Below are 21,473 nucleotides of genomic sequence, written 5' to 3'. Positions count from 1 at the left end.
CTCAGATTTCAACATAAAAAAAGCGAGCCGGCGGCTCGCTTTTTTGTTCGCAGACTCCTGCTTACTTCTTGGCCGCCGCAGCGCGCTTGGCTGGCGCCTTCTTCGCGGCCGGCTTGGCCGCAGCCTTGGCTGCCGTGGCCTTCTTGGCCACCGCGACATCGCCATCCCCTTCGCTGTCGTTCGCCGCAGCCGCCTTGCCCTTGGCCGCCGGCTTGGCCTTGCGCTCCTCGAACTCGAAGCTGATCTTGCCGTCCTTGCCGCGCACCAGGAATGCCTTGAACGGACGCCGCGTGCGCTGCGAGATGAAGCCCGGCAGCAGGTCGGTCTTGCCGTCGTTGAGCAGCTTGGCCATCTGCTCCGGCAGGATCTCCTGCTGCAGGATGATGCGGCCGCTACGGAAGTCGCAGGTCTTCGGCTTGGCGACGCTGTGCTCGCACACGTAGGCCAGGCCCATCTCGTACACATTGCCGTTGCACTTCGGGCAGGGGCCAAGCGGCGTCTGGCCTGTGAAGTCGACGCCTTCGCCCTCCTCGCCTTCCGACTGGTCCTGGCCGAAGTCGAATTCCAGCTTGAAGTTGTGGATCTCCTCGTCGCGCACGATGCGCAGGATCGCCGCGAACGGACGGCCCATCTTCGAGCGGAAGCCCTGCAGCGGGCCGATGGTGCGGTCCTTCAGCAGCTGCTCGACTTCCTCGATCTCGAACTGGCGCCCGCCCGGCGTCTTGGTCATCGAGAACTCGCACTTGGTGCAGGCGAAGCGGCGGTAGTTTTCCTTGACCACGCTGCCGCAGTTCGGGCACGGCGTCTGCAGGGTCGCGTAGTCGCCGGGGATGGTGTCGTTGTCGTATTCCTTGGCGCGCTTGACGATCACCTGGGTCATCTGCGCGATCTCGCGCATGAACTCGTCGCGCGAAATGCGGCCGCGCTCCATCTGCGACAGCTTGTGCTCCCACTCGCCGGTCAGCTCGGGCATGGTCAACTCGTTCACACCCAGGCCGCGCAACAGCGTCATCAACTGGAACGCCTTGGCGGTCGGGATCATCTCGCGGCCTTCGCGCACCAGGTACTTCTCGGTCAGCAGGCCCTCGATGATGGCCGCGCGCGTGGCCGGCGTGCCCAGGCCCTTGCCGGCCATGGCGTCGCGCAGCTCGTCGGAGTCGACCAACTTGCCCGCGCCTTCCATCGCCGACAGCAGCGTCGCTTCGTTATAGCGCGCGGGCGGCTTGGTTACCAGGCCGTTGGCGGTCAACTTGTCGGCCAGGACCTTCTCGCCTTTCGCCACCGGCACCAGGGTCGCGCCGCCTTCCTTGTCCTCGGCCGCTTCCTTGCCGTAGATAGCGAGCCAGCCGGGGTTGGTCATCACCTTGCCCTCGGTCTTGAACTGGTGGCCCGAGACTTCGGTGAAGCGGGTGGTGACCAGGAATTCGGCCGCCGGGAAGAACACCGCCATAAAGCGGCGCGTGACCAGGTCGTACAGCTTCTGCTCCGGCTCGGACAGGTTCTTCGGCGCCACGCCGGTCGGGATGATCGCGAAGTGGTCCGAGATCTTGGTGTTGTCGAAGATGCGCTTGTTCGGCTTGACCCAGCCCTTGTCGAGGATCTGCTTGGCGAACTGGTGGTAGTTCGCGTTCTCCTTCAGCACCTCGAGCGTCGACTTGACGGTGCCGAGGTAGTCTTCCGGCAGCGCGCGCGAATCGGTACGCGGGTAGGTCAGCACCTTGTGTTTTTCGTACAGCGCCTGGGCCAGGCCCAGGGTGTTCTTGGCCGAGAAACCGAAGCGGCCGTTGGCCTCGCGCTGCAGCGAGGTCAGGTCGAACAGCGCCGGCGCCATCGAGGTGGTGGGCTTGGATTCTTCCGTCACCACGCCCTGCTTGCCGCGGCAGGCGGCGACCACGGAATCGGCAGCGGCACGGCTCCACAGGCGCTCGGCGCGCTTCTCGGGGTCGTTCTCGTCCTTCTTGAAATTCTGGTCCAGCCAGCGGCCTTCGTAGACGCCGGCGGCGCACACGAATTCGGCCCGCACTTCCCAGTAGTCGCGCGCCACGAACTTCTTGATCTTCTCTTCGCGCTCGACCACGATCGACAAGGTCGGGGTCTGCACGCGGCCCACCGTGGTCAGGTAGAAGCCGCCTTCCTTCGAGTTAAACGCCGTCATGGCGCGGGTGCCGTTGATGCCGATCAGCCAGTCGGCCTCGGAACGGCAGCGCGCGGCGTCGGCCAGCGGCAGCATTTCGTCGTCGCTGCGCAGGTGGGCGAAACCGTCGCGGATCGCTCCCGGCGTCATCGACTGCAGCCACAGGCGGCTGATCGGCTGCTTGGCCTTGGCGTTCTGGACGATCAGGCGGAAGATCAGCTCACCCTCGCGGCCCGCGTCGCATGCGTTGATCAGGGCGCCGACGTCTTTACGCTTGATGAGCTTGTTGAGCACCTTGAGGCGGGATTCGGTCTTGGCGATCGGGTTCAGCGCAAAGAACGGCGGGATCATCGGCAGGTGCGTGAAGCTCCATTTGCCGCGCTTGACGTCATATTCTTCCGGCACCGCGATTTCGAGCAGGTGGCCGACCGCCGACGACAGCACATAGTCGTCCGACTCGAAGTACTCATCGTGCTTGGTGAAGCCGCCGAGCGCCTTGGCGATGTCGTTCGCGACAGACGGCTTCTCGGCGATGATGAGGGTTTTGGTCATAGGTTTCTCGTCGTACTTATATTAGAGGCTTGGGTGCGCATGATACATGCTTGTCACCGCGCCGGTCGTTTTCCCGAAAAGTGTCTGATAAGCAACAGTAGGGAGGAGCGGCCCAATGATAAGCGGGTTGCTGCAGTGACGGCAAGTGTGTGCGGCATCAAACGCACGCGCAAAAGCTGAGGCAACGACTTCGGGGCCTCAACATGGACCCCGGCCTGCGCCGGGGCGGCGTTGTTTGAAGGTGGGGGTGGTGTTTAGTGCAGCAGGCGCGGCACCTGCTCGTCGTCGTCGCCGAACAGGTCGTCGAACATCAGCGCGTCCGGCTCCTTGCCCTGGCTCCACAGGAGCATCAGCACGATGATCTTGAGCTTGCCCAGCGTGACCGGCGATTCGTCCAGCGCCAGCGCGCGTTCGATGACGATCTCGCGCTGCACCGGGCCGAGCACGCCCGCGCTTTCGAGGAAGGTGATGAAACCGATCGCGGCGCTGCCGAGGTCGTCGGTCTCCTGGCGCGCATAGAACCGGGTGCCGGTCGATGCGGCGGTGTCGATCATTTCGGCGCCGACCATTTCGTTCAGGCCGTTCAGCCAGTCCAGCGCTTCCGTGATTTCGACATCATCGAAACCGACCGCGGACAGCTTGCGGGCCAGTGCATCCGGCGCCGGACAGGCATCCGGGCGGTAGTAGGTTTCGTAGAGATATACCAGAATGTCGAACATAGTGGCGCTACTGTATCAGCTAAGCTCGCCGTGGCACAAGTGCCGCACGGCATCGAGAATCGATCGTTGTTTTGCAGCCTTATTCAACGCACTATCCTTTGTATTATGTTTCCCGGAAGGCGCTCAAGCTGGCCTGCCAGTTCAAGCAACAACAGCTGGCTGGCAAGGCTGGCCGCGGGCGCGCCCGTGTGGCTGGCGAGCGCATCGAAGCACACGGGATCGAAGCCTATACGCCCGAGTAATTGATCGCATGCGCCATCATTGGGCATTGCCGGCGCGACAGCCGCCAGTGGCGACATATGCATCGCTTGCAGCACATCGTTCGCCGTCTCGACGAGCAGCGCGCCATCGCGGATCAGCTTGTGGCAACCCTTCGACAGGGCCGAGTGGATGGAGCCTGGCACAGCGAACACTTCCCGGCCCTGGTCGTTGGCCAGGCCCGCCGTGATCAGCGAGCCGGACTCGGCCGCCGCCTCCACCACCAGCACGCCCGCCGCCAGTCCACTGATGATGCGATTGCGACGCGGGAAATTGTTGGCGATCGGCCCCGTGCCCAGCGCGTATTCACTGAGCATGCAGCCCTGCCGCGCGATGCACTGCGCCAGCTCGCGGTGGCGTGCGGGGTAGACGCGGTCCAGCCCGGTGCCGACCACCGCGATGGTGGACGCGCCGCCACGCAGCGCGCCGATGTGGGCGCTGGCATCGATGCCAGCCGCCAGGCCCGAGACGATGGTGAGGCCGCCGTCAGACAGTGCCTGCGCGAACGCCTCGGCGTTGGCCCGGCCCTGCGCGCTGGCGTTGCGGCTGCCGACGATGGCCAGGCAGGGCTGCGCGAGCAGGCCGGGCTCGCCGATGGCGTACAGCATCAGCGGCGGATCGGGAATCTGGGCCAGCAGCGCCGGGTAGCGCTGATCGTGGCGGGTGATGAGGTGGTGCCCGGGCCGCTTCAGCCAGTCGAGCGTGGCGGCCAGCAGCGCGCTGAAGGCGGGCGAATCGGGCGCGCACAGCGCACTTGCCTGCGCCTTCGACACATGGGCGGAAAGTTCCTTGACGCCAGCCTCGACGATGGCCCGCGGCGAGCCGAATTCGGCCAACAGCAAGTTGGCCGTCCGGCACCCCACACCGCTCGCCTGTTCCAGGCGCAGCCAGTCGGCAAGGTGGGCGCTGCTGGCTGCGGTGGTGGGGTCCGTGTCCTGCACGGCGGGTTTACTCCGGTGAGTTGGCCACGTCGCCGACTTGCACGGGCTCGTTCACTTGCATGATCAGGCCGTAGGAAACGTTCTTGAACACGCGGAAGATGAACAGGTCGCCGAAGCGCTCGTCTGGCAGCTTGAGTTTGGCGCGGAACAGGCCGAGGAAGCCTTTGCTGGCCGGGTCCGGCACCGTCTTCCCGTAATGATAGAGCTGCAGCACGGAGCCGACGTCGAGTCCGTCAACAGTGCCCTTATTGACAGTCACGACCTGGCTCTGTGCGGCTTGCGTGCCGTCGCCGTAGATCGACATCACGCGTGCCCGCACCGTGCGCTCCGGCGGATGCGGCACGTAGTTGCGGATCGGGGTCGGCGGGGCCGGCAGCAACAGGTCGCCCACCGCCATCTCACGGTTGGCGCTGGCGATCGCGAAGCTGCTGACGTCCGCGCCCGCCTTCTGGTCCGGCTGCAGCGCCACGCTGCCCAGGTAGGTGGACTGATAAGCCACCACCTTGCCGGTGTCCGGATCGGTCAGCGGCGTGCCGGGGCGGAACACCTGGAAGGAGCTGGCGCCGTTCAGCTTGCCGCGCACATACACCTTGTCGCCCTGGCCGAGGTAGAGGCGCCCGCCCTGCGAGGCCACGATGGTGGGCGCGCCGGCGAGCTCGTCGGCCTGCACCACCAGCGGCTGGGTCAGGAAAGGTTCGATCGCGCCGGCCGCAATGGCGGGCACGGCATCGCGCCCCAGGCCCTCGGTGCGCAGCTGCGGCGACATGCGCAGCTCGCCGGTGGCGGCGGCGTCCTCGCCGCTGCCCGGCTTGTTCAGCGTCAGGCGGCCGTGGGCGCGGTCGAAATACACGATCTGGCCCGGGTAGATCCAGTGCGGATTGCGGATCTGGTCGCGGTTCAGGCCCCAGACCTCCGGCCAGCGCCACGGATTGTTGAGGAAGGTGCCGGAAATGCCCCACAGGGTGTCGCCCTTGACCACCACGTGCTGGTCCGGCGCGTCCGGACGGAAGTCGCCGGGCTGGGCCGCCTGGGCCGCCTGCAGCACGGCGCACGAGAGAAGAGCGGCCGATGCAAGGCGGGGCGCGACTGTGCTAAAATTTTTCATCGAAACGGTCCGTAAAGTGCGGCATGAACACCGAGTTGCCGGCTGCGCTAGTTTCCTCGGCCCAGCCGCCGCCCGCGGGCATTGCCCAGTCGTGCTGCGGATCCAAAAAGTTGCCGAACTGAATCAAATTCTGCACATAAATCCCTGAACTAGCAAGACAATTACGTCCTGCGAGCGGGGATGGCGTGCGGCATTTGGCGCTTGTGCGGCGGCTACGCAACCATTAAAACCAAAACTGAACCCGAGAGTGTCGACCACCGTATGGCCATCCTGAACATCCTGCGCTATCCCGATCCCCGCCTGCACAAGGTAGCCAAGCCCGTCGCCGAATTTGACGAACGCCTGCAGAAGCTGGTCGCGGACATGGCCGAGACCATGTACGACGCCCCGGGCGTGGGGCTGGCCGCGACCCAGGTCGATGTGCACGAGCGCCTGGTGGTGATCGACGTGTCCGAGACCCATGACCAGCTCAAGGTATTCTGCAATCCGGAAATCACCTGGGCCAGCGAGGAGCGCGAAGTCTACGAGGAAGGCTGCCTGTCGGTGCCCGGCATCTACGACGGCGTCGAGCGCCCGGCGCGCGTCAAGGTGCGCGCAATGGACCAGTTCGGCAAGGCGTTCGAGCTGGAGGCTGACGGCCTGCTGGCGGTCTGCATCCAGCACGAGATGGACCACCTGATGGGCAAGGTGTTCGTCGAATACCTGTCGCCGCTCAAGCGCAACCGCATCAAGACCAAGCTGCTCAAGGAGGAACGCGGGCAGCAACGCGATGGCGGCGCCCGTGCCGCCGGCGGCCGCCGCTAAGCGCGAGGTCTCCATGAAAGTCGTCTTTGCCGGCACGCCGGAGTTTGCCGCGTGCGCCCTGCGCGCGCTGATCGAGGACGGGTTCGAGGTGCCGCTGGTGCTGACCCAGCCCGACCGTCCGGCCGGCCGCGGCATGCAGCTGCAGGCCTCGCCGGTGAAACAGGTCGCGCTGGAACATGCCATTCCCGTGCTGCAGCCGCTGTCGCTGCGCATGGACGCCAAGGATCCGGAACGGGCGGCGCAGGCCACTGCCGCGCACGAGACCCTGCTCGCGCTCGACTACGACCTGATGGTGGTCGCGGCCTACGGCCTGATCCTGCCGAAGAGCACGCTCGACATCAAACCTTGCATCAATATCCACGGTTCGCTGCTGCCGCGCTGGCGCGGCGCCGCGCCGATCCACCGCGCGATCGAGGCGGGCGACCGCGAGACGGGCGTCACCATCATGCAGATGGAGGAAGGGCTGGACACCGGCCCGATGCTGGCGATGGAGGCAATTGCTATCGACGATGCCGACACCACCGGCAGCCTGCACGACAAGCTGGCCGCGCTCGGCGCGCGCATGATCGTCGAGTCCCTGCGCCGCTACGCCGGATTGAAGCCGGCGCCGCAGCCGGAACAGGGCGTGACCTACGCCGCCAAGATCAGCAAGGACGAAGCGAAGCTCGACCTGCACCTGCCGGCAGCCGGGCTGGCCCGCAAGGTACGCGCCTTCAACCCCTTCCCCGGCGCGCAGGCGCAGGTGAACGGCGTGGCGATCAAGATCTGGAAAGCCGAAGCAATCGATGGCAGTGGCGCCGCCGGCCAGGTGCTGGCCGCGGATGCGCGCCAGGGCATCGTGGTGGCGTGCGGCCAGGGCGCACTGCGCCTGACCGAGCTGCAAAAGCCGGGCGGCAAGCGACTGCCCGCAGCGGAATTCCTCAAGGGATTCCCGCTCGAGAAGCTCGCGTTCGACTAGGCAGGGGATTTGTTGCCTGGGCAGCGGAGCCGCCCGCCCCTGCCGCCGTCTGGCTTACTGCTGTTGCTGCTGTTGCGCCGCGGCGCGTTGCTCATCCATATGGGCGCGCAGCACCTGGTTGATGCGGGTCTGGTAGCCCGGACCTGCCGACTTGAACCATTCGAGCATGTCGACGTCCAGGCGGATGGTGACGATCTGTTTCACGCCGCCGTTCGGGTGATGCTTGGGGGCGGTGGACACGTCATGGTTGCGGACTGCCGGTTGGTCCCAATCCGGCTCAAATTCTTTGTTCATTGCTGTTCCCATCTCGGCGCGGGCGCTCGGCCTTTGCAAGTTATTTAACACTTCCGCCACGCAACCGGTGGCACAGCACGATTTTCGTCCCGGCATGTAACTTGAAGATTGCTGGCGGGGCCGGAATTGTATCGCACTGTAACAGTTCGGCGCGTGCATACATAATGATACATTTGTACGCATGGGAATGCTTGTTCAGTTCGCGAAACCTGCCCAAGGGGTGGAAAAGGCCGGCAAAAAGACAAACCGCCGCGATCACGTATAATTTCAGACCCACCCCATCCTGTGCGGCGATCCGCCGCGCCCTTTGAAAGCAGACCGATGAACGCCCGCACCGCCGTCCCGTCCCCGATCGAAGCCCAGCTGCGCGATATCCTTGCGCGCCGCATCATGATCCTGGACGGCGCCATGGGCACCATCATCCAGCAGTACAAGCTGGACGAGGCCGCTTACCGGGGCGAGCGCTTCGCCACCTTCCAGGCGCCGGAAGGCGCGGGCAAGCGCGAACTCTTCGTCAAGGGCAACAACGAGCTGCTGACGCTGACCCAGCCGCAGGTGATCCGCGAGATCCACGAGCGCTACCTGGCCGCCGGCGCCGACATCATCGAGACCAACACCTTCGGCGCCACCGCGATCGCCCAGGACGACTATCACATGGCGCACCTGGCCTATGAGATGAACGTCGAGGCGGCCAAGCTGGCGAAGCAGGCCACCGCCAAATACAGTACGCCGGAGCAGCCGCGCTACGTGGCCGGCGCCTTGGGCCCGACCCCGAAGACGGCGTCGATTTCGCCGGACGTGAACGACCCGGCCGCGCGCAACGTCACCTTCGACGAGCTGGTCGCGTCCTACCACGAGCAGGTGCGCGGCCTGGTCGACGGCGGCGCCGACCTGCTGCTGGTCGAGACCATCTTCGACACCCTCAACTGCAAGGCCGCGCTGTTCGCGATCGACCAGTATTTCGACGCGCATCCCGGCACGCCGCGCCTGCCGCTGATGATCTCCGGGACCGTCACCGACGCTTCCGGCCGCATCCTGTCGGGCCAGACCGTGCCCGCCTTCTGGAACTCGGTGCGCCATGCGAAGCCGCTGACCATCGGCCTGAACTGCGCGCTGGGCGCGGCCCTGATGCGGCCCTATGCCGAGGAGCTGGCGCAGATCGCCGACACCTTCGTCTGCATCTACCCGAACGCCGGCCTCCCCAACCCGATGAGCGACACCGGCTTCGACGAGCTGCCGGCCGACACCTCGGCCCTGCTGCGCGAATTCGCCGACGCCGGCTTCGTCAACATCGCCGGCGGCTGCTGCGGCACCACGCCGGAACACATCGGCGCCATCGCCGGCATCCTGGCCAACACGCCGCCGCGCCGCGTGCCGGAGGTGCCGGTCGCGATGCGCCTGTCGGGCCTGGAGCCGTTCACCGTCGACGACAGCTCGCTGTTCGTGAACGTCGGCGAGCGCACCAACGTGACCGGCTCCAAGGCCTTCGCGCGCATGATCCTGAACGAGCAGTTCGACGAGGCGCTGTCGGTGGCGCGCCAGCAGGTCGAGAACGGCGCCCAGGTCATCGACATCAATATGGACGAGGCGATGCTCGATTCGGTCGCCGCCATGACCCGCTTCCTGAACCTGATCGCGTCCGAGCCGGACATCTCGCGCGTGCCGATCATGATCGACTCGTCCAAGTGGACCGTGATCGAGGCCGGCCTCAAATGCGTGCAGGGCAAGGCCATCGTCAACTCGATCTCGATGAAGGAAGGCGAGGAAGAGTTCATCCGCCAGGCGCGCCTGTGCCTCCACTACGGCGCGGCCGTGATCGTCATGGCTTTCGACGAACAGGGCCAGGCCGACACCTTCGAGCGCAAGACCGAGATCTGCGCACGCGCCTACAAGGTGCTGGTCGAGCAGGTCGGCTTCCCGCCCGAGGACATCATCTTCGACCCCAACATCTTCGCGATCGCGACCGGCATCGAGGAGCACAACAACTACGCGGTGGACTTCATCAACGCCACCCGCTGGATCCGCGAGAACCTGCCGCATGCGAAGGTGTCGGGCGGCGTGTCCAACGTCTCGTTCAGCTTCCGCGGCAACGACCCGGCGCGCGAGGCGATCCACACCGTGTTCCTGTACCACGCGATCAAGGCCGGCATGACCATGGGGATCGTCAACGCCGGCATGGTCGGCGTGTACGACGAGCTGGCGCCGGAACTGCGCGAGCACGTCGAGGACGTGGTGCTGAACCGCCGCCCGGATGCGACCGAGCGCATGATCGAATTCGCCGGCACGCTGAAAGCCGGCGGCGGCAAGCAGGAACAGAACCTGGAGTGGCGCAACGCGCCGGTCAACAAGCGCCTCGCGCACGCGCTGGTGAGCGGCATCACCCAATGGATCGTCGAGGACACCGAGGAAGCGCGCCAGCAGATCGCGGCCGCCGGCGGCCGCCCGATCCAGGTGATCGAAGGCCCGCTGATGGACGGCATGAACATCGTCGGCGACCTGTTCGGGCAAGGGAAGATGTTCCTGCCGCAGGTGGTCAAGTCGGCGCGCGTGATGAAGCAGGCCGTGGCCCACCTGATCCCCTTCATCGAAGAGGAAAAGGCGGAGCAGGAGCGCCTGACCGGCATCGTCGCCAAGCCGAAGGGCAAGATCGTGGTCGCCACCGTCAAGGGCGACGTGCACGACATCGGCAAGAACATCGTGTCGGTGGTCCTGCAATGTAATAACTTCGAGGTCGTGAACATGGGCGTGATGGTGCCCGCGTCCGAGATCCTGGCGCGCGCCAGGATCGAGAACGCCGACATCGTCGGCCTGTCCGGCCTGATCACGCCCTCGCTCGAAGAGATGGCCCACGTCGCCCGCGAGATGCAGCGCGACCCGTACTTCCGCGACCGCAAGATCCCGCTGCTGATCGGCGGCGCCACCACCAGCCGCGCGCACACCGCCGTGAAGATCGCGCCGCACTACGAAGGCCCGGTGATCTACGTGCCGGACGCATCGCGCTCGGTGTCGGTGGCGCAGTCGCTGATGTCGCCGGAAGGCCGCGACGCCTACCTGGCCGAGATCACGGCCGACTACGAGCGCATTCGCCTGCAGCACGCCAACAAGAAGGCGCTGCCGATGGTGACGCTGGAGCAGGCGCGCGCCAACAAGGCGAAGCTGTCGTACGCGCCGGCCAAGCCGAAGTTCATCGGCCGCCGCGAATTCAGGAACGTCGACCTGGCGACCATCGCGCGCTACATCGACTGGGGTCCTTTCTTCCAGACCTGGGACCTGGCCGGTCCCTACCCCGCGATCCTGCAGGACCCGGTGGTGGGCGAGGCCGCGTCCAAGGTGTTCGAGGAAGGCCAGGACATGCTCAGGCAGATCATCGACGGCCGCTGGCTCACCGCCAACGGCGCGATCGCGCTGCTGCCGGCGAATACCGTGGGCGACGACGACATCGAGATCTACCGCGACGAAGCGCGCAAGGAAGCCGCCTTCACCTGGTACGGCCTGCGCCAGCAGGGCGTGAAGCCGGTGGTGGACGGCGAGCAGAGGCCGAACCGCTGCCTGGCCGATTTCATCGCGCCGAAGGACTCCGGCATCGCCGACTACATCGGCATGTTCGCGGTGACGGCCGGCCTGGGCGTGGAGAAGCACGAGCAGCGCTTCCTGAAGGCCAACGACGACTACTCGGCGATCATGGTCAAGGCCCTGGCCGACCGCCTGGCCGAGGCTTTCGCCGAATACCTGCACGAGCGCGTGCGCACTGACCTGTGGGGTTATGCGGCCAGCGAGAAGATGTCCAACGCCGAGCTGATCGCCGAGCAGTACAGCGGCATCCGCCCGGCCCCGGGCTATCCGGCCTGCCCCGAGCACACGGTCAAGGCCGACCTGTTCGACACGCTGCAGGCGGGCGAGATCGGCATGGTGCTGACCGATGCGTTCGCGATGTATCCGGCAGCCTCGGTGTCCGGTTTCTACTTCTCGCACCCGGCGTCGACCTACTTCGTGGTCGGCAAGATCGGGCAGGACCAGCTGGAAGACATGGCTGCGCGGCGCGGCATGGACAAGGAAGAGCTGGAGCGCCACCTGGCGCCGAACCTGTCCTGACATCGGGCCGCCTGAGCGAAAAAACCGCCACCGCTCAGCGAACTTGACGCCCTCCCCTTTGCCTAAGCTGAAACAGGCTTGGATCAAATGGGGAGGACATCATGGCAACAGGCACATCACCGAAGCGATGGCAGGACCAGCTCGTGCTGATCCTGGGGATCTGGATCATCATCTCGCCCTTCGCGTTCGCTTATCCGTATGGTGCGGGCGGGGCCATCAACGCCTACTGCTCGGGCGCGCTGATGGTCATCCTGGCGGCGGTCTCCCTGGCCGGCACGTTCTCGTGGGCGGTGGGGATCAATGTGCTGCTCAATATCTGGCTGATCGTTTGCCCGTGGGTGGTCAACGATATTCCGGATACCTCGTTCGACGCCAACGAGATCGCGGTGGGGATCGTGTCGATCATCCTGCTGGCGTGGGAGGTGCAGGCGCATCCGGAGCTGGCGAAGTTCGGGACACGGACGCGGATCGGCTGAGGGTATTGGCTGCTCATGCAAAATGGGGTTCCCGCGCACGCGGGAACCCCATTTGACTTTGAAGTTTACTCGGCGTCGCGCCGAAACTTGAACACCGCCAGCGCCGCAAACACAAGAGCAAAACCAAACAGCACCGCCATCGCCGGCCCCGCCACCTCCATCCCGAACCCGCGCCAGGTCACGCCATCCAGCCCGTCCACCGCCCAGCGCGTCGGCATCGACAGCGACACCTTCTGCATCCACGGCGGGAACAGGAAGGACGGCATCCACGCGCCACCCGCCATCACCATCAGCAGCGTGGCGATCATCGCGATGCCGCGCGCCGCTTCCGGGGTCTTGCCGAACGCGGCGATCAGTAGCCCGAAGCCGGCCGTCATCGCGGCAAAGCCCAGCGCCACGCACAGGAAGCCGGCCACGCTCGCGATGTGTACGCCGAAGCCGGCCACCGCGATCACGAACACCGCGCACAGCAGGCCGAAGGCGATCACCGCGGTCGACACGGCCCGCGCCAGCAGCACCGTGGTCAGCGACACCGGCGCGGCCAGCACCCGGTTCCACACGCCGTCGCGCTTGGCCAGCAGCACGCCGATGCCCATGTCGATCCCCATGAACAGGATGAACTGCACCGCCATGCCGGCGAACGAGTGCGCGTAGCCGTTGTAGCCCACCGCCGCCGGACCGGACTTCATCTGCTCGTCGCTGGTGGTGAAGGGCATCGACAGGCCGGCCGGCTGCGCCTTCGCGCTGTCCTGCTGCGCGACCTGGTACTTCTTCACGCTGCCCAGCAGCTCACGCAGCACCTGCGCCTGCTCGCCGTCCTGCTTGTCGAGTTCACGCAAGCCACGGTCGGCCAGCTCGGCGCCGCGCCGGCCGCTGAACATCTCGCTGCTCACCACCTGCATCACCTGCTGGGTCAGCATGCCCTTCACCATCGCCAGCACCGCCGTCTGCGAGGGGTCGTACAGCAGGCGGATCTGCGGCTTCTCGCGCACGCCGAACAGGGCTTCGCCGGCGGCGTCGCCGAAGCCGGCCGGGATCACGATCGCGGCCGACTGCTTGCCCTTGGTGACGGCGAGCTGCGCCTCGGCCAGCGACATCGCGGTCAGGTGCAGGGTGGCGTCGGCGCGCAGGCCCTTCTCGATCTTGGCGCCGATCTCGCCGGTGTCCTGCTGGACCAGGGCGACGTCGATCGTGCCTTTGGACGCGCTGCCGCCCATCAGGTAGCCGAAGAAGGCGCCGATCACCACCGGCATCACGAGGCTGATCAGCAGGCGGCGGCGGTCGGACAGGAACAGGATGAGGTCCTTGCGGACCAGTGCAATCAGAGCGGTCATGTCAGTCGCGCAGCGAGCGCCCGGTGAGGTTGAGGAAGATGTCTTCGAGGCTGGCGCGCGCGGTCGCGAAGTGCACCAGCCGGTAGCCGTTCTGTTCCAGCCAGGCCAGCAGCGCGACGGCGGCGCCGCTGTCGGTGAGACCGATCTCGTAGCGATTGCCGTCCCCGGCCGCCACCGAGGCGACACCGGCTTCGGCGCGCAGCAGCTCCAGGTGCAGCGGCTGCAGCGGGGTGGCCAGTTCGAAGCGCAGCGCGGCCTGCGCCGGCAGCAGCTGGTGCAGCCCGGCCGGGCTCTCGTCGGCGATCACCTTGCCGTGGTCGACGATGACGATGTGGTCGGCCAGGCGCTCGACTTCTTCCATGTAGTGGCTGGTGTAGATCAGCGAGCGGCCCTCGCGCTTGAGCTGTTCCAGGGTCTCGAAGATCGCGTTGCGGCTTTGCGGGTCGACGCCCACCGTGGGCTCGTCCAGGATCAGCAGCGCGGGATCGTGCAGCATGGCGGCGGCGATGTTCAGGCGCCGCTTCATTCCGCCCGAAAAGGTGGACACCTTTTCTCTGGCGCGGTCAGCCAGGTTCACCAGCGCCAGCACCTCCTGCACACGCGCGGCCAGCGCCCCGCCCTTCAGGTCGTACAGCGCGCCGAACAGCCGCAGGTTCTCGTGCGCGGACAGGTCTTCGTACAGCGCCAGGTCCTGCGGCACCAGGCCGATCTTGCGCTTGGCCCGCATCGCGTCCGGGGTGACGGCTTCGCCATCGAGCATGACCTCGCCGGCGTCGGGCCGCACCAGGCCGCACAGCATGCCGACCGTGGTCGACTTGCCGGCGCCGTTGGGGCCGAGCAGGCCGACGGTCTGGCCGGCCAGCACGCGCAGCGAGACGCCGTCGACCGCGCGCCGCGCGCCGAAGGATTTACACAGGTTCGAAGCCTGTAGAAGCGTTGATGCCATCGTCTCTCCTTGGATGTTGGAAGAGTTGCAATGGCGAGAGTGTGGGCTTTATCGGATTGCGGAACAAGTGACGATTGTCATGCGATTGCATGACCCGGCAGCGGCATGCCGTCGACGAAGACCAGCAGTTCGCCGAGCGCGAACTCGGTCCATTTCTCGTTCACGGTGAGCGGCTCGGTGACGATGATGGCGACCCGGTCGCGCGGCGTGGTGACGGTGGCAAAGTCGACCGACAGGTCTTCGTCCGACAGGTGGGCGGCGGTGAAGGGATGCTGGCGCACGATGTAGCACAGCTTGGTCGAACAGTGGGCGAACAGGGCGGTGCCGTCGGACAGCATCATGTTGAAGGTGCCGTGGGCCGCGATCTGGCCCACCAGCTCGGCGACCGAGGCGCGCAGCACGGCCAGGTCGGGTTGCGTGTCCGGAAAGCGGGCCCGCAGTTCCTGCATCAGGAAGCAGAATGCGCGCTCGCTGTCGGTATTCCCCACCGGCGTGAACGTTCCTTTAAGCTGCGGAAAAAAATCTTTCAGGTCGCCGTTGTGGGCGAACACCCAGTAGCGGCCCCACAGCTCGCGTACGAAGGGATGGCAATTTTCCAGCGCGACCTGGCCCTGGGTGGCCTTGCGGATGTGGGCGATGACGTTGGTGGACTTGATCGGGTACTGCTTGATCAGTTCGGCAATCGGGGAGGCGATGGCGGCCTGGTGGTCGACGAAATGGCGCACGCCCTTGCCTTCGAAGAAGGCGATGCCCCAGCCATCATGATGCGTGTCGGTGCGCCCGCCCCGGTGGGCGAAGCCGGTAAAGCTGAAGACGATGTCCGTAGGGACGTTGCAGTTCATTCCGAGCAGCTGGCACATGCCGCCAGCTTACCACGCTACAGGCGAGCGCGGCACGGGCCGCCCAACGGCGCGGCCCGGCGAAGGTGGGCTAGTGCAGCACCACCGGCTGGCTCATGAGGGTGTCGTACGAGCCGAGGAAGTCGTCGATTTCCTCCATGGTCGGTTCGCTCGCGATCAGGTTGTTGACGTCGCGACGGAAAGTTTGCGCGAGCTTGCCGCCAATGAAAGCCTCGCGCCGGCCGGCTTTGTCCACGATCTCGTAACCGCCGAAACGCAGGGCTTCAAGGTTACGATCGGCGCCAAATTCGACCACGCTGTACTGCTCGCTGTTGTAGATCATGTTCATGATGGCTCCTCTCGATCAGTTTGTTGCACCAGCCGCGTGGCGGCAGGCGGCTGGCGTTTCACTTCAGTGAAGAAGTGGGGCTAAGCACAACCGATTTCAAGTGTGGACAATCGGCGCCAGCTCCAACAGCTGATCGTATGGCGCGGCTGCGAGCCACGATCGCAACTGACTCAGGTGCCCCGCGTCGGCCACGCCAATGTACAAACGCTCGGGCGCACGCCGCAGGAGTCGATTTAATGTTACACGCAAAACGAGATTCCCGGTGCAGCACAGGCAACCGGGGGAAATGCGCTCAATCAAGAGTGAGGGAGAGGGTTCCAGCAATGGCCGGCCATCCGGCAAGCCTTCCAGGATGACGGCAGAAAACGCACCATTTTGGTGCAAAAGTTGGGCGATCGCCTGCTCGCGCGCGCCAGGGGATGCGCCGGTGACCAGGGTGGTGGCCACGCGCGGCGCGGCCATCAGCCCCCCTTCTTGGCAGCCTTGCCGGGCTCGACGCCCAGTTGCTTGAGCTTGCGGTACAGGTGGGTGCGTTCGAGACCGGTCTTTTCGGCAACCCGCGTCATGCTCCCGCCCTCGCGCCCGAGATGGTGCTCGAAGTACATGCGCTCGAAGGCGTCGCGCGCCTCGCGCAGCGGCAAGTCGAAGGACAAGGTGTAGCCGTGGCCGTGGGCATCGCTGGCCATCGCCGCGCCGATCATGCGGCCATTCATCGGCGGCTGCGGCGGCTGCGGCGAATACATCGGGCTGGCGATCGCGGCCGTTTCTTCCAGCGCCGGCGCTGCGATCGGACGCGGCTGGATGGCCGGGGCGCGCGCCACTTCCTGTGCGCGGGTCAGGCCCTGCTGCACGGCTTTGAGCAACTTTTGCAGTGCGATCGGTTTTTCCAGGAAATTGAGCGCGCCGATACGGGTCGCTTCCACCGCGGTGTCGATGGTCGCGTGGCCGGACATCATGATGACCGGCATCGTCAACAAGCCGTCGCGCTGCCATTCCTTGAGCAAGGTGACGCCGTCGGTATCGGGCATCCAGATGTCGAGCAGAACGAGATCGGGCGCGCCATGGGCACGCGCCTCACGCGCCTGCTGTGCGTTTTCGGCCAGCGTGATTGCATGGCCTTCGTCCCCCAGGATTTCCGAGAGCAGCTCGCGGATACCCATTTCATCGTCTACTACGAGTATGTTCGCCATGTGTGTGCCTTTTCGATCTCACCCATCAACAGGCATGATTTTATGCGCGATTTACGCTGCGGCCAAGTTCGCCTCAGGCGCTAACTTTAACAGCAAAATGAATACCGACGCGCCGCTTCCATCGGCGCGGTTGCCGATGTCGATGCGGCCGCCGTGTTCGTCAATGATCTTCTTGACCATCGGCAGGCCCAGGCCGGTGCCGCGCGCCTTCGAGGTCACATAGGGCTCGAACGCGCGCGACAGGATCTTGGGCGCGAAGCCGGGGCCGTTGTCGATGATCGCCAGCCGCACCGCGGTGCCGGCCCTGCCGTCCGCGCCCTCGTAGCGGATGGCCTCGGTGGTCAGGTCGATGCGCGGCTGCAGCGCGCCGGGATGGTCGGCCAGCGCGTCCTGCGCGTTCTGCAGCAGGTTGTGGATCACCTGGCGCAGCTGGGTGGCGTCGCCCATCACGCGCGGCAGCCCCGGCGCCAGCGCGGCATGGATCACGTCCGACTCGTCGCCGGCCTGGTACAGGCGCAGGATCTCCTCGATCAGCGCGTTCAGGTCGAGCGGCTCCAGCACCGCCGGCGGCGCCTTGGCGTAGTCGCGGAAGTCGTCCACCATGCGCTTCATCGCGGCCACCTGGTTGACGATGGTGGTGGCGCCCTTGTCCAGCAATTCCGATTCCTTCGGCGGCAGGTGCGGGGCCAGCTTCATTTGCATGCGCTCGGCCGCCAGCTGGATCGGGGTCAAGGGGTTCTTGATCTCGTGCGCCAGCCGGCGCGCCACCTCGCCCCAGGCCACCGAGCGCTGCGCCGAGATCACGTCCGAGATATCGTCGAACACGACGATGAAGCCGCTGCCCGCCCCCACCGGCAAACGCGAGCCGCGCGCCAGCAGGGTGATGTCATGGTCGTCGCCGGAGCCGGCGCGGCGCGGGATCTCGATCTGCTGCTGCCAGTGCGAGCGGTGGCGCGCGCTGTTGGCGGCCGACTGCGCGCTCTGCGCCGAGAAGGCGCGCGTGATGCAGCTGGCGAAGGTCTCCAGCCCGTCGATCTGGTCGAGCCGGCGGTTGGCCAGCGCGCCCACCTCGACCTGCAGGATGCGGTGCGCGGCGTCGTTCGAGTTCACCACCGTGCCCTCGCCATCCAGCACGATCACGCCGGCCGACATATTCGCCAGCACCGATTCCAGGTGGGCCTTGGCCGACTGCAGCGCGGCGCGGTTGCGCTCGACCGCGGAGCGGGCCTCGAACAGCTGGCCGGTCATGGCGTTGAAGGACTGCGTCAGCGTGCCCAGCTCGTCGCGGGTCTCGACGATCGGGCGCGGCGACAGGTCGCCTTCGGCCACCGCGCGCGTGCCCTCGGCCAGCACCAGCAGCGGCTGCGCCAGGTTCTCCGAGATCAGGAAGGCGCTGGCGATGGCGCCGAAGATCGCCAGCAGCAGGGTCAGCGTCAGCGTCTCCAGGTACATCTTGTGCAGGCCGGTGCGGTCGAACAGGCGCGCATTGTATTCCTTGTACGCGGTGGTCAGGACCTCGGCGTTGGTGGCGAGATTGATCGGCACCGACTGCAGCAACTGCAGGTAGCGCGGCGCCGCGCCGGGCGGTTCCGGCACCGAGATCACGACCCGCAAGCGCAGGCCCATGGCCGCATCCAGCCCGGTCAGGCGGTCCTGCGCGGAGTCGCGGAAATCGCGCTCGATGCCGCCCTCGGCGCGCGCATAGCCGGTCGGCAGCCCCGCTTCGCGCAGGATCTGCGGCGTCGGCAGGTCGGGCGTCAGGTCGGCGCCGCGCGAGCTGCTGAAGGTCGCCACCGGCTTGCCGTCCACCGTGAGCAGCATCGCGCTCTGCATGCCGGAGGTGTCGCCGACCAGGCGCATGAGCACCGGGCGGGCGTTGTAATCGTTTTGGCCGGCCAGCGCCGCCGCCGTGCTCTGGGCATTGGCGGACAGCTCGGCCAGCGCCTCATCCAGCGCGGCGTGGCCCAGGTTCATGCCGGAATCGAGGGCGGCCTCGATCTTGACGTCGAACCAGGAGTCGATCGAGTGCGACACGAAGCGCACCGACACCATGAAGATCACCAGTCCGGGCAGGATGCCGATCCCGGCGAACAGCAGCACCAGGCGCGCCATCAGCCTGGAGCCGAACTTGCCGGCGCGGTAGCGGTGCACCAGCCGTCCCAGCGCGACGATCACCAGCAGCAGCAGGCCGATCGCGATCGCCGCGTTCAGCCCGAACAGCCAGGTGTAATTACGGTCGAAGAAGCCGGAGTTGTCCGACGCCGACGCGAGCAGGAACAGCAGGATCGAGACGACCGCGCCCCCCACCACCAGTGCATAGCGTAAAGCCGGGTTCACGCTCTACTCCGCCTTGTAGGTGAAGTTTTTTTTGTTGGAGGTGAGGCGCCAGTCCGCGTTGTTGAAGGCATTCACCTGCAGCGGCTTTTGCAGGAAGTCGCGGTCGAGGAACATGCGCAGCGTGACGTTGTAGGTCTTGCCCGGTTCGAGCGTCCCCTTGGGCGCGAACAGCCAGCGGCTGGGGCGCCGGATCATCGACAACGCTTCGTCCAGCGTCGTGAAATTCTGCTGCAGGCTGCCCATCACGCGCACGTGGTACTGGCGGGTCAGCACGTCGTAGTCGATGCGCACGGTCTGGCGCTGCGACACCGCACGCTCGTCGGTCCACCACCAGCGCGGGCGGGTGACATCGATCTCGGTGGTGAAGTACAGCGGCACCGACATCTGCAAGGCCTGCTCCAGCCCGTGCGGCAGCTGGAACTCGAAATTGGCATTGAGGCGGTAGCCGTCCTCGGATGCTTCGATGATGTTGCGGGTGATCTCGATCCCGTCGGACGCCTGCGCCTGCGCGCACGCGAACGCCAGCAGCAGCTGGCAGGCGATGAGGCGGAATAAACGTAAGATCACGAGTGGGCCAGAGCCTTCAAATCCATGCTTGTTGTCGGGGACCGGCTACGCCCTTTTTTGGAACAGGGCGTAAAACAAACCGTCATGATCCTGTCCGGCGGCGCTGGTCGGGAGGAGCTGGCCCGGCGCATCCAGCCGGATCGCGCCGTGGCGGACCGCAAACGCAGCCGCCTGCGCCTCCGATTCCTGGGGCCAGAGCGAACATGTCACAAACAGCAATTTACCATCCGGTCGAAGCATCTGCCACAGATTGTCGAGGATTTCGGCCGAAAGTGTTGCAAGCTGGTGCGTGTCGGACTTGCGGCGCAGCCAGCGGATGTCCGGGTGGCGGCGCACGATGCCGGACGCGGTGCATGGCACGTCGGCCAGGATGCGGTCGAAGGGCTGGCCGTCCCACCAGCCTTGGTCCTGGGCGCCGGCCGCCGCCAGCTTCGCGGACAGGCCCAGGCGGCCCAGGTTGTCGGCCACGCGCTTGAGGCGTTCCGGATCCGAATCGATGGCGGTCAGGTCGACGTCGGCCAGTTCAAGAATGTGGCCGCTCTTGCCGCCCGGGGCGGCGCAGGCGTCCAGCACGCGCATGCCGTCCTGCAGGTCGAGCAACGGCGCGGCCAGCTGGGCGCCGGCATCCTGCACCGACACCACGCCGTCGTGGAAGCCCGGTACCTGGGCCACGTTGACCGCCTGTTTCAGGCGCACCGCCGACGGGCCGACCTGCGCTGCGGCGATGCCTGCGTTTTCCAGGGCGGCCAGGTAGTCAGCGACGCCGGCTTTGCGGCGGTTCACGCGCAGGGTCATCGGCGGGTGGGCATTGCCCTCGGTGAGGATGGACTTCCAGTCCGACGGATAGGCGTCGCGGGTGGCGTCGATCCACCACTGCGGGTAATTCCACTGCGCCGGCCCCTGCTTCAGGGCGCTGGCCAGCAGGCTGTCGCGCTCGCGCTGGAAGCGGCGCAGCACCGCGTTCACCATCGCCTTCGCATGCGCGAAATCCGGATGGGCGGCGGCCGCGCGCACGGCCTGGTCGACCACGGTGAAGGCTTCGTACGGTGCAGGCTCGCCCGCCGGGCTGTCGAGCAGCGCCAGCGCACAATTGAGCAGGCCGCCCAGCATCGGCGGCTCCGGCGCCTTGGACGCCATCAGGCCGATCAGGGCATCGGTGCGGCCGAGCTGGCGCATGGCGCGGTAGGCGATGTCCTGGATCGCGCCGCGCGCCTGCGCCGTGGCCTCGAAGGCGGCGAACACGCCGGCCAGCGCTTGCGGCAGGGCCACGCCCTCGCGCAGCCGCGCCACGCAGCTGGCCGCGCCCAGCAGGGCGAAGGCCAGCGAATCGGCCGGCAGGTCGGGCCGGAAGCCGAGCTGGCGCACCGGCTTGACCTCATAGCTCTGGCGCAGGCGCGGCGCCGGCTTGGCGGACGCGGGCCGGGGCCTGGGTTTGAGGGTGAGCGTCGGGCGCTTGTCGGTCATGGTGATCCTGCGTGCATAAAGAGACGCCCATTGTACCGGCTCATGCTTTGGCGGGGCTTAAACCGTCGCGCCAGCCGGACCGTGGCCGGTATTCGGCAGTGCACCAAACCAGTA

Annotated in this window: 19 protein-coding genes; 4 read left to right on the top strand and 15 right to left on the bottom strand. The window is 66.3% G+C overall.

Translation table 11 applies throughout. The features are described 5' to 3' along the window. Window positions 1–61 precede the first annotated feature (61 nt). The 5 genes from NX778_RS22665 to NX778_RS22645 form a co-directional block, all read right to left on the bottom strand. Window positions 62–2,686, bottom strand: a complete 2,625-nt coding sequence (locus tag NX778_RS22665; RefSeq protein ID WP_258814075.1) for a DNA topoisomerase III — start codon at window positions 2,684–2,686, stop codon at window positions 62–64. A 254-nt stretch (window positions 2,687–2,940) separates the two neighbouring features. Beyond that, the gene (locus tag NX778_RS22660) at window positions 2,941–3,405 is read right to left on the bottom strand and encodes a Smg family protein (protein WP_258814074.1); all 465 of its coding nucleotides are present in this window, start codon (window positions 3,403–3,405) and stop codon (window positions 2,941–2,943) included. An 83-nt stretch (window positions 3,406–3,488) separates the two neighbouring features. Next, window positions 3,489–4,526, bottom strand: a complete 1,038-nt coding sequence (dprA, locus tag NX778_RS22655) for a DNA-processing protein DprA (protein ID WP_370661366.1) — start codon at window positions 4,524–4,526, stop codon at window positions 3,489–3,491. An 85-nt stretch (window positions 4,527–4,611) separates the two neighbouring features. After that, window positions 4,612–5,709 (bottom strand): LysM peptidoglycan-binding domain-containing protein, encoded by a 1,098-nt coding sequence (locus NX778_RS22650; protein WP_258814072.1) that lies wholly within the window; start codon window positions 5,707–5,709, stop codon window positions 4,612–4,614. Continuing rightward, window positions 5,696–5,845, bottom strand: coding sequence for a hypothetical protein (locus tag NX778_RS22645; protein ID WP_258814071.1), 150 nt, complete (start codon window positions 5,843–5,845; stop codon window positions 5,696–5,698). The genes NX778_RS22650 and NX778_RS22645 overlap by 14 nt, the downstream gene beginning before the upstream one ends. A gap of 125 nt (window positions 5,846–5,970) precedes the next feature. On the opposite strand from NX778_RS22645, the gene def reads away from it, so the two are divergent. Both def and fmt read left to right on the top strand, forming a co-directional pair. Continuing rightward, on the top strand, window positions 5,971–6,513 hold the full coding sequence (gene def, locus NX778_RS22640) for a peptide deformylase (RefSeq protein WP_258814070.1): 543 nt from the start codon (window positions 5,971–5,973) through the stop codon (window positions 6,511–6,513). 13 nt (window positions 6,514–6,526) lie between these two features. After that, window positions 6,527–7,471, top strand: a complete 945-nt coding sequence (gene fmt, locus NX778_RS22635; protein ID WP_258814069.1) for a methionyl-tRNA formyltransferase — start codon at window positions 6,527–6,529, stop codon at window positions 7,469–7,471. Between the two features lie 54 nt (window positions 7,472–7,525). Here fmt and NX778_RS22630 read toward each other — a convergent pair whose 3' ends face one another. Beyond that, complete coding sequence (locus NX778_RS22630) at window positions 7,526–7,765, bottom strand: BrnA antitoxin family protein (protein ID WP_258814068.1); 240 nt, start codon at window positions 7,763–7,765, stop codon at window positions 7,526–7,528. Between the two features lie 321 nt (window positions 7,766–8,086). On the opposite strand from NX778_RS22630, the gene metH reads away from it, so the two are divergent. Together metH and NX778_RS22620 are read left to right on the top strand one after the other, a co-directional pair. Further along, window positions 8,087–11,857, top strand: a complete 3,771-nt coding sequence (gene metH, locus NX778_RS22625) for a methionine synthase (RefSeq protein ID WP_258814067.1) — start codon at window positions 8,087–8,089, stop codon at window positions 11,855–11,857. Window positions 11,858–11,958: 101 nt separating this feature from the next. Next, window positions 11,959–12,333: an SPW repeat domain-containing protein gene (locus tag NX778_RS22620; protein WP_258814066.1), complete on the top strand. Its 375-nt coding sequence runs from the start codon at window positions 11,959–11,961 to the stop codon at window positions 12,331–12,333. 65 nt (window positions 12,334–12,398) lie between these two features. Here NX778_RS22620 and NX778_RS22615 read toward each other — a convergent pair whose 3' ends face one another. The 9 genes from NX778_RS22615 to rsmB form a co-directional block, all read right to left on the bottom strand. Beyond that, complete coding sequence (locus NX778_RS22615; RefSeq protein WP_258814065.1) at window positions 12,399–13,667, bottom strand: ABC transporter permease; 1,269 nt, start codon at window positions 13,665–13,667, stop codon at window positions 12,399–12,401. 1 nt (window position 13,668) lies between these two features. Next, complete coding sequence (locus tag NX778_RS22610) at window positions 13,669–14,613, bottom strand: ABC transporter ATP-binding protein (RefSeq protein ID WP_258814064.1); 945 nt, start codon at window positions 14,611–14,613, stop codon at window positions 13,669–13,671. Window positions 14,614–14,690: 77 nt separating this feature from the next. Beyond that, window positions 14,691–15,473 carry a class II glutamine amidotransferase gene (locus tag NX778_RS22605; RefSeq protein ID WP_258814063.1) on the bottom strand — a complete coding sequence of 261 codons (783 nt, stop codon included), beginning with the start codon at window positions 15,471–15,473 and terminating at the stop codon, window positions 14,691–14,693. 70 nt (window positions 15,474–15,543) lie between these two features. Beyond that, window positions 15,544–15,801, bottom strand: a complete 258-nt coding sequence (locus tag NX778_RS22600) for a BTH_I0359 family protein (RefSeq protein WP_135190984.1) — start codon at window positions 15,799–15,801, stop codon at window positions 15,544–15,546. 96 nt (window positions 15,802–15,897) lie between these two features. Further along, window positions 15,898–16,263, bottom strand: a complete 366-nt coding sequence (locus NX778_RS22595) for a GTPase (RefSeq protein WP_258814062.1) — start codon at window positions 16,261–16,263, stop codon at window positions 15,898–15,900. Beyond that, window positions 16,263–16,991 carry a response regulator gene (locus NX778_RS22590; protein ID WP_258814061.1) on the bottom strand — a complete coding sequence of 243 codons (729 nt, stop codon included), beginning with the start codon at window positions 16,989–16,991 and terminating at the stop codon, window positions 16,263–16,265. Before NX778_RS22590 ends, NX778_RS22595 begins: the two co-directional genes overlap by 1 nt. Before the next feature lie 51 nt (window positions 16,992–17,042). Continuing rightward, on the bottom strand, window positions 17,043–19,328 hold the full coding sequence (locus NX778_RS22585) for a sensor histidine kinase (protein WP_258814060.1): 2,286 nt from the start codon (window positions 19,326–19,328) through the stop codon (window positions 17,043–17,045). Between the two features lie 3 nt (window positions 19,329–19,331). Next, entirely contained in the window at window positions 19,332–19,895 is a 564-nt protein-coding gene (locus tag NX778_RS22580) for a DUF4390 domain-containing protein (protein WP_258814059.1), read from the bottom strand. Window positions 19,896–19,940: 45 nt separating this feature from the next. Next, window positions 19,941–21,359 (bottom strand): 16S rRNA (cytosine(967)-C(5))-methyltransferase RsmB, encoded by a 1,419-nt coding sequence (gene rsmB, locus NX778_RS22575; RefSeq protein ID WP_258814058.1) that lies wholly within the window; start codon window positions 21,357–21,359, stop codon window positions 19,941–19,943. Window positions 21,360–21,473: the final 114 nt, after the last annotated feature.

This window comes from Massilia terrae (assembly GCF_024753145.1).
Lineage (GTDB): Bacteria > Pseudomonadota > Gammaproteobacteria > Burkholderiales > Burkholderiaceae_D > Telluria > Telluria terrae.
Note: the sequence above shows the minus strand (reverse complement) of the source record. Positions and strands in the feature narration are given on the sequence as shown.

What these genes read in the sequence shown, in the direction of transcription:
- NX778_RS22650 (WP_258814072.1), bottom strand. Translation starts at nt 5,709, where the DNA reads ATGAAAAATTTTAGCACAGTCGCGCCCCGCCTTGCATCGGCCGCTCTT.
- NX778_RS22665 (WP_258814075.1), bottom strand. Translation starts at nt 2,686, where the DNA reads ATGACCAAAACCCTCATCATCGCCGAGAAGCCGTCTGTCGCGAACGAC.
- NX778_RS22660 (WP_258814074.1), bottom strand. Translation starts at nt 3,405, where the DNA reads ATGTTCGACATTCTGGTATATCTCTACGAAACCTACTACCGCCCGGAT.
- NX778_RS22620 (WP_258814066.1), top strand. Translation starts at nt 11,959, where the DNA reads ATGGCAACAGGCACATCACCGAAGCGATGGCAGGACCAGCTCGTGCTG.
- NX778_RS22590 (WP_258814061.1), bottom strand. Translation starts at nt 16,991, where the DNA reads ATGGCGAACATACTCGTAGTAGACGATGAAATGGGTATCCGCGAGCTG.
- metH (WP_258814067.1), top strand. Translation starts at nt 8,087, where the DNA reads ATGAACGCCCGCACCGCCGTCCCGTCCCCGATCGAAGCCCAGCTGCGC.
- NX778_RS22600 (WP_135190984.1), bottom strand. Translation starts at nt 15,801, where the DNA reads ATGAACATGATCTACAACAGCGAGCAGTACAGCGTGGTCGAATTTGGC.
- NX778_RS22615 (WP_258814065.1), bottom strand. Translation starts at nt 13,667, where the DNA reads ATGACCGCTCTGATTGCACTGGTCCGCAAGGACCTCATCCTGTTCCTG.
- fmt (WP_258814069.1), top strand. Translation starts at nt 6,527, where the DNA reads ATGAAAGTCGTCTTTGCCGGCACGCCGGAGTTTGCCGCGTGCGCCCTG.
- NX778_RS22595 (WP_258814062.1), bottom strand. Translation starts at nt 16,263, where the DNA reads ATGGCCGCGCCGCGCGTGGCCACCACCCTGGTCACCGGCGCATCCCCT.
- NX778_RS22605 (WP_258814063.1), bottom strand. Translation starts at nt 15,473, where the DNA reads ATGTGCCAGCTGCTCGGAATGAACTGCAACGTCCCTACGGACATCGTC.
- NX778_RS22610 (WP_258814064.1), bottom strand. Translation starts at nt 14,613, where the DNA reads ATGGCATCAACGCTTCTACAGGCTTCGAACCTGTGTAAATCCTTCGGC.
- NX778_RS22630 (WP_258814068.1), bottom strand. Translation starts at nt 7,765, where the DNA reads ATGAACAAAGAATTTGAGCCGGATTGGGACCAACCGGCAGTCCGCAAC.
- rsmB (WP_258814058.1), bottom strand. Translation starts at nt 21,359, where the DNA reads ATGACCGACAAGCGCCCGACGCTCACCCTCAAACCCAGGCCCCGGCCC.
- def (WP_258814070.1), top strand. Translation starts at nt 5,971, where the DNA reads ATGGCCATCCTGAACATCCTGCGCTATCCCGATCCCCGCCTGCACAAG.